Source organism: Streptomyces sp. SM1 (assembly GCF_002910825.1).
Lineage (GTDB): Bacteria > Actinomycetota > Actinomycetes > Streptomycetales > Streptomycetaceae > Streptomyces > Streptomyces okerensis.
Genome location: NZ_NEUB01000845.1, coordinates 1 through 7,268, shown reverse-complemented (window position 1 = coordinate 7,268; position 7,268 = coordinate 1). Strand labels below are relative to the sequence as shown.

Genomic DNA, 7,268 nt, shown 5'->3' with positions numbered 1-7,268 from the left:
CGGGTCGGTGGCCGCGGGGGCGCGGCGACGCCTTCGCGTGGTGCCCGCAGGGTGTGGGGGGAGACGGTGAGAGCCGGACCGGCGGGACTCACTTCAGCCGGTCGCCGATGCGCTTCCTCATCGACGTCATCGTGAATCCGCGCGGGTCCACCTTCCCCGGCTGCCACTCCCGGTGTCCGATGACGGACCGCTCGTTCCAGCCGTGATGGCGGCACACCGCGGCCGCCGCCTTCTCGATCGCCTCCAACTGGGCCGCCGGCCAGGGATCGTCGCCGTCGCCCAGGTTCTCGCACTCGAAGCCGTAGAAGTGCCGGTTGCCGTCGGTGTTCGCCTCGTTGTCCGCCGGCAGGCGCTTCTCCGCGATCACCGCGCGCAGGACGTCGTCGTCGCCGAGCCCCGCGTGGTTGGCTCTGCCGTAGCCGACCAGGTGGACCCGGCCGTCCTTGGTGATGACGCCGTGGCACAGCGGACCCGGCAGGCCCGAGTAGCCCTTGCGGCACAGCTCCACGGTCCTGGCGCTGCCCTTGGTGACCGTGTGGTGGATCATCACGCCGTGCACCGGGCCCCACGGGCCCTTGTGGTTGCGGTTGTGGTCGCGCCAGTCGCCGACCTGGACGACTGTGAGCCCTTCCGCCTTCAGAGCGCGCAGGAACGCGCTCGCGGACATGGGTGGGGCCATGACCGCCCTCCTTCGTACCGGACGACGACCGCTGGTCGCGACCGCCTGGTACAGGGCCTCATACCTAAAAGGAGCGGGTTCAACTACTCGTTCGGGCGCTGTGCGAGCCGATCCGGACAATCTCCTTCCGCTCCCCACCGGGAACAGGCGCCCCATGTGTGCCCAGCCCTCCCATGATCCAACCCCGCTCGATCGGGTAATGGCGCGGACGCGGTGCGTGAGGGAGGCTTGATCACGCACGGCGCGCCCGGCACGACCGGGCGCGGATCACCATTTGGGGAGGGCAATTCTCTATGTCGGTAGGCGAAGAGGTACGTACGGAGCAGGCCGGCCAGCAGCAGAGTCTCGGCACGGCCGCCGCGCGGAACCTGGCCACCACGACCAAGTCCGTGCCGCAGATGCAGGAGATCAGCTCACGCTGGCTGCTGCGCATGCTGCCCTGGGTCGATGTGCAGGGCGGGACGTACCGGGTGAACCGGCGGCTGACGTACGCCGTCGGGGATGGCCGGATGACGTTCGTGAAAACCGGCGACCGCGTCGAGATCATCCCGGCGGAGCTGGGTGAGCTGCCGGTGCTGCGGTCGTTCGAGGACGACGAGGTGCTGACCGAGCTGGCCTCCCGCTGCCGGCAGCGGGAGATCGAGGCGGGCCAGGTGATCGCCTCCTTCGGCAGCCCCGCCGACGAGGTGTACCTGCTGGCGCACGGCCGGGTGGAGCGGGTCGGAACCGGCCCCTACGGCCAGGACGAGTCCCTCGGAGTCCTCGCCGACGGCGCCTATTTCGGCGAGCAGGCCCTGCTGGGCGAGGACACCATCTGGGAGTACACGGCCCGCACCCTCACCGCCTGCACGGTGCTGGTGCTGCCGCGCGACGCCGTCGAGCAGGTCGCCGAGCGGTCGGACACCCTGCGCGAGCACCTGCGGGCGCGGCGCGCGGTCCCCGGGCAGCGCACCAACAAGTACGGCGAGAAGGAGATCGACCTCGCGGCCGGGCACAGCGGCGAGCCCGACATCCCGCACACCTTCGTCGACTACGAGGCCAGGCCGCGCGAGTACGAACTCAGCGTCGCGCAGGCCGTGCTGCGCATCCACTCCCGGGTGGCCGACCTCTACAACCAGCCCATGAACCAGACGGAACAGCAGATCCGGCTGACCGTCGAGGCGCTGAAGGAGCGCCAGGAGCACGAACTGGTCAACAACCGGGAGTTCGGACTGCTCCACAACTGCGAGTACGACCAGCGGATCCAGCCGCACGACGGCGTCCCGGGCCCCGACGACCTGGACGAGCTGCTCAGCAGGCGGCGCGGGACCAGGCTGCTGCTCGCCCATCCGCGCGCGATCGCCGCGTTCGGCCGTGAGCTCAACAAGCGGGGTCTCGTCCCGGAGACCATCGACATGGGCGGCAACCGCATCCCCACCTGGCGGGGGGTGCCGATCTACCCCTGCAACAAGATCCCGGTGACCGAGGCCCGCACCACCTCCATCATCGCGCTGCGTACCGGGGAGGAGGACCAGGGCGTCATCGGTCTGCGGGCCGCCGGCCTCCCCGACGAGATCGAGCCGAGCCTGTCCGTGCGGTTCATGGGCATCAACGAACAGGCCATCATCAAGTACCTGGTCACGGCCTACTACTCGGCCGCGGTCCTGGTACCGGACGCGCTCGGTGTCCTGGAGAACGTCGAGATCGGCCGCTGGCGGTGACCCTCCGCGAGCTGCCGCACCGGATGCCGTGTCCCCGCCCGCCGGGGCGGGTACACCTCCGAGGTACGTGCTCGACGGGTGCGGAAACGACGTCCCTCCGCTCCTCCACCGAGTCGGCCCCAGGGGGAAGTCCATGACGGAGTCCATCACGGAGCCGCAGACGGGGCACATGACGGAGCGCACGACCGACGGCCCCATGGTGCCGGAGCAGCGCCCGGGAGACGGGCACGAGGCGACGATGCTGCTGGAGCGGGCGCGGGCCGCGGTCGACCCGGTGCTGCGGGCCGCCCTCGGTTCGCTGCCCGCCCCGATGCGCCGGATCGCGCTCTACCACTTCGGCTGGGAGAACGCGGACGGCACCCCGGCACAGGGAGGGGCGGGCAAGGCGATCCGCCCCGCGCTGGTGCTCGCCGCGGCCTCCGCGGTGGGCGGTCCCACGGCCCGGGCGGCGGCCGTACGGGCGGCGGCGGCCGTGGAACTGGTCCACAACTTCACGCTGTTGCACGACGACGTGATGGACCGGGACACCACCCGCCGGCACCGGCCCACCGTGTGGACGGTGTTCGGGGACGCCGACGCGATCCTCGCGGGGGACGCCCTCCAGGCGCTCGCCCTGCGGCTGCTCGCCGAGGACCCCCGCCCGGTGGCCCGTGCCGCGTCGGTCCGGCTCGCGGAATGCGTGATCGAGCTGTGCGCGGGCCAGCACGCGGACACGGACATGGAGCGGCGCGCCCCCGGAGAGGTCACCCTCGCCGAGACGCTCGCCATGGCCGAGGCCAAGACCGGTGCGCTGCTCGGCTGCGCCTGTGCGATCGGGGCGCTGTACGCGGGCGCCGGGGACGCGGACGTGGCGGCACTGGACGCGTTCGGCCGGGAGGCCGGGCTGGCCTTCCAGCTGATCGACGACGTGATCGGCATATGGGGCGATCCGCGCCGCACCGGCAAACCGGCCGGTGCGGACCTGGCCGCCCGCAAGAAGTCCCTGCCGGTGGTGGCCGCCCTCACCTCCGGCACCCCGGCGGCCGCGGAACTCGCCGCGGCGTACGCGACCCCGCACCGGAAGGACGACCTGGAGGACCTGGAACACATCGCCCTGACCGTGGAGCGGGCGGGCGGCCGGGACTGGGCGCAGACCCAGGCGGCCGACCGGATGGCCCGGGCGATGCAGGAGGTCGCCCGCGCCGTACCGGACCCGGAGGCCGCGGGCGGGCTGCTCGCCCTGGCCGAGTTCGTGACGCGGCGCAGCACATGACGGCCCGCCGGCCGTCTCCGTGGCCCCGGAACCACCCCGTGCCCTGCGGTTCCTGACTCCGCACGGCACCGTGGCTCCGGCCCGGCGGGTCCCGCACTTCCCCACGATGTGCGGGACCCGCCTTTTCGGAAGCCGTCCCCCGATAGGCTCAACCCCCGTACGGGCAACGACGGTTGAGGCGAAGGGGCGGACATGGGTGTGGCGATCCGGACGGCTGGGGACGGCGACCGGGAGCTGGTCGTCCGCCTCCTGGACGAGGCGTTCCAGGACGATCCGGTCAGCGGCTGGGTCTTCCCCGGCCGGGAGTACCGCCGTACGACACACCACCGGCTCATGGCGGCCTTCACCGACGTCGTCCTCGCCGACGGACGGATCGACCTCACCGAGGACGGCTCGGCCTGCGCCCTGTGGATGTCCGTACCCGCGGACGGCCCCGGCCACGAAGACGCCCACGCCGGAGACCGGGCGGAGGACGACGATTTCGCACGGATGCGCCAGGCCGTCGACCCCGGCAACGAGCGCGTGGAGCTGATCGGCCGGCTCACCGCCGGCATCCATCCCTCGGATCGGGCCCACGAGTACCTGTGGATGATCGGTGTCGTCCCCGGCCGTCAGGGCGAGGGGCTGGGCACCGGACTGATCGGCTCCGTCCTCGACCGCTGCGACCGCGAGGGGCTGGCGGCGTATCTGGAGGCGAGCAGCGAGCGCAGCCGGGTGCTCTACGAACGCCTCGGTTTCGCGGCCGCGGGCGAGCCGCTGGCCCTCCCGGACGGCCCGTACATGTGGCCCATGTGGCGCGAGCCCCGGACGGTTCAGGGGCCCGGCACGGCGGGATGACCGCCCTGCCAGGCTCCCCGGCTCCCCGGCTCCCCGGCTCCCCGGCTCCCCGGCTCCCGGGATCCGTGGAGCGGCGGGCCGGGGGCCGGTCCGCCGCCCGGAAAGGGACGTTCGGCCCTGGCCACCGCGGTCCGTGCGGACTTCACTGGCTCGCGGGTAGCGCCCGCCGGTCGCCCCGGGCGATGCGGCGGGCGTCGGACGACGAGGCGGCAGGGGCACGATGAGCGCTGCGGTGGGCGACGACGGCACGGCGGGCGGGAACATCACGGTGGTGGGGCACGCCGACCTCACCCCGGACACGCTTCTGCTGGTGGAGTCCGCGCTGCGGGCCAGGCTGGCCCGGCACCCGGCCCGCGGTACGGCCATGGTGCGCACGGGCGCGGGGACGCCCCTGGCGTCCGGCCGGGCCGCGCGGGCCTCGGGCTGCCCGCTGGCCGTGGTGATCCCCACGCGGTCCGGGGTGCCGGCCATGCCGCCCCAGCGCGACCGGATGGCGACCGGTGAGCTGCTCACCCTCGCCGACCAGGTGCGCCTGCTGACCTACGACCCGCTGGACCGTGACTCCTGTGTCGGCGCGGACGAGTGCCTCGTCGCCGCGGGCGCCCTTCTGCTGGCCGTCTGGGACGGCTCCCCGTCCAACGGCCGCGACGCCACCGCCCACCTGGTGACCTACGCCCGCGCGCGGGGCGTCCCGGTGGAGATCGTGTGGCCCGCGGGCGCCACCCGGGAAGCGGAGCCGGCGACCCGCGCGGAGCGCTGAACAACAGGGACCTTCGGCCCACGTCCCGGGACCCTCGCGGGCCCCTTGGGCCCATGCGGACCCCTCCTCCTGCCGCTGATCATGGGCGCGCGAAACAGCTCGGGAGGAAGACATCCGGTGGATGAGATACGCATGGAGCACACGGGGGCCGCGGCGGACGTCCGCACCCTTCCGGTGCCGCACACGGCGGCCGTGGCCCGTGAGGGGAACGCCGCGGGGGCACCGGCGGACCGCCGGGCCTCGTGGGTGGACTGGCTGACGACCACCGACCACAAGAAGATCGGCACGCTGTACCTGGTCAGCGCGTTCGTGTTCTTCATCGTCGGCGGTGTCATGGCGCTGATGATGCGCGCCGAACTCGCCCGGCCGGGCCTGCAGATCATGTCGAACGAGCAGTTCAACCAGGCCTTCACGATGCACGGCTCGATCATGCTGCTGATGTTCGCGATGCCGCTGTTCACCGGCTTCGCCAACTGGATCATGCCGCTGCAGATCGGCTCGCCCGACGTGGCGTTCCCCCGGCTGAACATGCTGGCCTTCTGGCTGTTCCTGTTCGGTTCCACGATCGCCGCCGCCGGTTTCCTCACGCCGGGCGGTGCCGCCGACTTCGGCTGGTTCCTGTACGCCCCGCTGTCCAACGAGATCTACTCACCGGGCATCGGCGCCGACCTGTGGATCATGGGCGTGGCCCTGTCCGGATTCGGCTCGATCCTGGGCGCGGTCAACTTCATCACCACGATCATCTGCATGCGGGCACCCGGCATGACGATGTTCCGCATGCCCATCTTCACCTGGAACGTGCTGCTGACGGCGCTGCTCGTGCTGATCGTGTTCCCGGTGCTGGCGGCGGCGCTGTTCGCGCTGGAGTGCGACCGGAAGTTCGGCAGCCACATCTTCGATTCGGCCAACGGCGGGGCGCTGCTGTGGCAGCACCTGTTCTGGTTCTTCGGGCATCCCGAGGTGTACATCCTGGCGCTGCCGTTCTTCGGCATCGTCTCCGAGGTGATCCCGGTCTTCTCCCGCAAGCCGATGTTCGGCTACATGGGCCTGATCGGCGCCACCATCGCCATCGCCGGCCTCTCGGTGACCGTATGGGCGCACCACATGTATGTCACGGGCGGTGTTCTGCTGCCGTTCTTCTCCTTCATGACGATGCTGATCGCCGTGCCGACGGGCGTGAAGTTCTTCAACTGGATCGGCACCATGTGGAAGGGCAGTCTGTCCTTCGAGACGCCGATGCTGTGGACGGTGGGCTTCCTGACCACGTTCCTCTTCGGCGGCCTGACCGGCGTCCTGCTGGCCTCACCCCCGCTGGACTTCCACGTCTCCGACACGTACTTCGTCGTCGCGCACTTCCACTACACCGTCTTCGGGACGGTCGTGTACGCGATGTTCGCCGGATTCCACTTCTGGTGGCCGAAGTTCACCGGCAAGATGCTCGACGAACGCCTCGGCAAGATCACCTTCTGGACCCTCACGGTCGGATTCCATCTGACCTTCCTGGTCCAGCACTGGCTGGGCGTCGAGGGCATGCCGCGCCGGTACGCCGACTATCTCGCGGCCGACGGCTTCACCGCCCTCAACACCCTGTCCTCGATCGGGTCGTTCCTGCTCGGCCTGTCGCTCCTGCCGTTCTTCTACAACGTCTGGAAGACCGCCAAGTACGGCAAGCCGGTCGGTGTCGACGACCCCTGGGGCTACAGCCGTTCCCTGGAGTGGGCGACCTCCTGCCCGCCCCCGCGGCACAACTTCCTCGTCCTGCCGAAGATCCGCAGCGAGTCCCCGGCGTTCGACCTGCACCACCCGGAGATCGCCGCGCTGGAAACGGAGAGGTGAGCCGTGACGCAGCCCGTTCTCGCCCTGGGGTGCACGGCGGTGACGGCCGCCGGCAGTGTCTGGTACCTGCCGGCCCTCGCCGACCTGCGCGCCGGAGCCGACCGGCCGCCCTCCCGCCGTACGGCGGCGCTCGCCTGCCTCACCGGCTGGAGCACGCTGGCCGCGGTGGGTCTGGCCCTGCTCGTGGCCACGGCGTGGTGGGTG

At 71.5% G+C, this 7,268-nt stretch carries 6 protein-coding genes and 1 pseudogene; 6 read left to right on the top strand and 1 reads right to left on the bottom strand.

Going from position 1 to position 7,268, the window contains the following annotated elements; all coding sequences use genetic code 11:
* Positions 1–88: 88 nt before the first annotated feature.
* Positions 89–679 carry an N-acetylmuramoyl-L-alanine amidase gene (locus B9S61_RS27145; protein ID WP_181007556.1) on the bottom strand — a complete coding sequence of 197 codons (591 nt, stop codon included), beginning with the start codon at positions 677–679 and terminating at the stop codon, positions 89–91.
* Between the two features lie 293 nt (positions 680–972).
* On the opposite strand from B9S61_RS27145, the gene B9S61_RS27140 reads away from it, so the two are divergent.
* The 6 genes and pseudogenes from B9S61_RS27140 to B9S61_RS27115 all read left to right on the top strand — a co-directional run.
* Positions 973–2,379: a family 2B encapsulin nanocompartment shell protein gene (locus B9S61_RS27140; RefSeq protein WP_103544594.1), complete on the top strand. Its 1,407-nt coding sequence runs from the start codon at positions 973–975 to the stop codon at positions 2,377–2,379.
* Between the two features lie 169 nt (positions 2,380–2,548).
* A complete protein-coding gene (locus B9S61_RS27135; RefSeq protein WP_258039869.1) occupies positions 2,549–3,631 on the top strand; it encodes a family 2 encapsulin nanocompartment cargo protein polyprenyl transferase in 1,083 nt (360 codons plus the stop codon).
* 192 nt (positions 3,632–3,823) lie between these two features.
* Positions 3,824–4,468: a GNAT family N-acetyltransferase gene (locus B9S61_RS27130; RefSeq protein WP_103544592.1), complete on the top strand. Its 645-nt coding sequence runs from the start codon at positions 3,824–3,826 to the stop codon at positions 4,466–4,468.
* 220 nt (positions 4,469–4,688) lie between these two features.
* On the top strand, positions 4,689–5,228 hold the full coding sequence (locus B9S61_RS27125) for a hypothetical protein (protein WP_103544591.1): 540 nt from the start codon (positions 4,689–4,691) through the stop codon (positions 5,226–5,228).
* A gap of 117 nt (positions 5,229–5,345) precedes the next feature.
* Positions 5,346–7,064 carry a cytochrome c oxidase subunit I gene (ctaD, locus tag B9S61_RS27120; protein ID WP_103544590.1) on the top strand — a complete coding sequence of 573 codons (1,719 nt, stop codon included), beginning with the start codon at positions 5,346–5,348 and terminating at the stop codon, positions 7,062–7,064.
* Between the two features lie 3 nt (positions 7,065–7,067).
* A pseudogene (locus B9S61_RS27115) lies at positions 7,068–7,268 on the top strand (hypothetical protein); the annotation flags it as partial.

Coding starts and splice junctions, on each gene's coding strand:
- B9S61_RS27145 (WP_181007556.1), bottom strand. CDS start 679: ATGGCCCCACCCATGTCCGCGAGCGCGTTCCTGCGCGCTCTGAAGGCG.
- B9S61_RS27140 (WP_103544594.1), top strand. CDS start 973: ATGTCGGTAGGCGAAGAGGTACGTACGGAGCAGGCCGGCCAGCAGCAG.
- B9S61_RS27135 (WP_258039869.1), top strand. CDS start 2,549: ATGACGGAGCGCACGACCGACGGCCCCATGGTGCCGGAGCAGCGCCCG.
- B9S61_RS27130 (WP_103544592.1), top strand. CDS start 3,824: ATGGGTGTGGCGATCCGGACGGCTGGGGACGGCGACCGGGAGCTGGTC.
- B9S61_RS27125 (WP_103544591.1), top strand. CDS start 4,689: ATGAGCGCTGCGGTGGGCGACGACGGCACGGCGGGCGGGAACATCACG.